1 protein-coding gene is annotated in these 1,313 nt (G+C 68.0%); it reads right to left on the reverse strand.

The features are described 5' to 3' along the window. Positions 1–1,313 (reverse strand): aconitase family protein (locus AC2VON_RS23845; RefSeq protein ID WP_486955065.1); only part of this gene is annotated, 1,313 nt, incomplete at both ends.

Genomic DNA, 1,313 nt, shown 5'->3' on the forward strand with positions numbered 1-1,313 from the left:
GCACGGTGCCCTTGGCCGCCCAGTCCCGCGACGAGCCGGACCCGTACTCCTTGCCGGCCAGGATCACCAGCGGGATGCCCGCCGCGATGTAGTTCACTGACGCGTCGTAGATGGTGGTGACCAGCGCTTCGCCGTCTTGGGAGGTCTGGGTGAAGTCCCGGGTGAAACCGCCCTCGGTGCCCGGTGCCAGCGCGTTGCGCAACCGGACGTTGGCGAACGTGCCGCGAATCATCACCTCGTGGTTTCCCCGCCGCGAACCGTAGGAATTGAAGTCCTTGCGCTCGACACCGTGTTCGGAGAGGTACTTTCCGGCGGGCGAGTCGAATTTGATCGACCCGGCCGGGCTGATGTGGTCGGTGGTGACCGAGTCGCCCAGCTTGGCCAGCACCCGCGCCCCGGTGATGTCGGCGACCGGCTGGGGTTGCGGGGTCATGCCGTCGAAGTACGGCGGCTGACGCACATAGGTGGAATCTGGGCTCCAGGAGAAGGTGTCGCTGTCGGGGACCGGCAGGCTGCGCCACCGCTCGTCGCCGGTGAACACGTCGGCGTAGCTGTTGGTGAACATCTCGGCCTGCAGGCTGTCGTTGACGATCGCGTCGATCTCGGCTGTTGTGGGCCAGATGTCGCGCAGGTACACCGGTTGGCCGTCACTGCCGGTGCCGATCGGATCGTGCAGCAGGTTGACCCGCAGGGAGCCGGCCAGCGCATAGGCCACCACCAGGGGAGGGGATGCCAGGAAATTCATCCGGACCTCCGGGTGGATGCGGCCCTCGAAGTTGCGGTTGCCGGACAGCACCGAGCAGATGGTCAGATCGTTGTCGAGGGCGGCCTTGCTCACCTGGGGGATCAGCGGTCCGGAGTTGCCGATGCAGGTGGTGCAGCCGTAGCCGACCAGGTTGAAGCCGAGCTTGTCCAGATACGGCGTCAAACCGGCCCGGTCGTAGTAGTCGGTGACCACTCGCGACCCGGGGGCAAGCGTGGTCTTCACCCACGGCTTGCGTGACAGGCCCTTCTCCACCGCCTTCTTGGCCAGCAGCGCGGCGCCCACCATCACCGAGGGGTTGGAGGTGTTGGTGCAGGAGGTGATCGCGGCGATCACCACGTGCCCGTTGTCGACCTCGGTGCGGGTGCCGTCGGCCAGTTCGACGGCGGCGGCCGCCGACGGCCACTCGTGCTCGGTGCCGTCGCAGCATGGGGTGCGTGGTTTGGCGCCGGCGCGGGCGTGGCTGAACGCGACCGGGACGCTGGCCGGGAAGGACTCCGCGGACGCCTCGTCCAGTCCGGCCAGCGCCTCCGCGGTGGTCTTGGCGCCG

This window comes from Mycobacterium sp. TH-M82 (genome assembly GCF_057473605.1).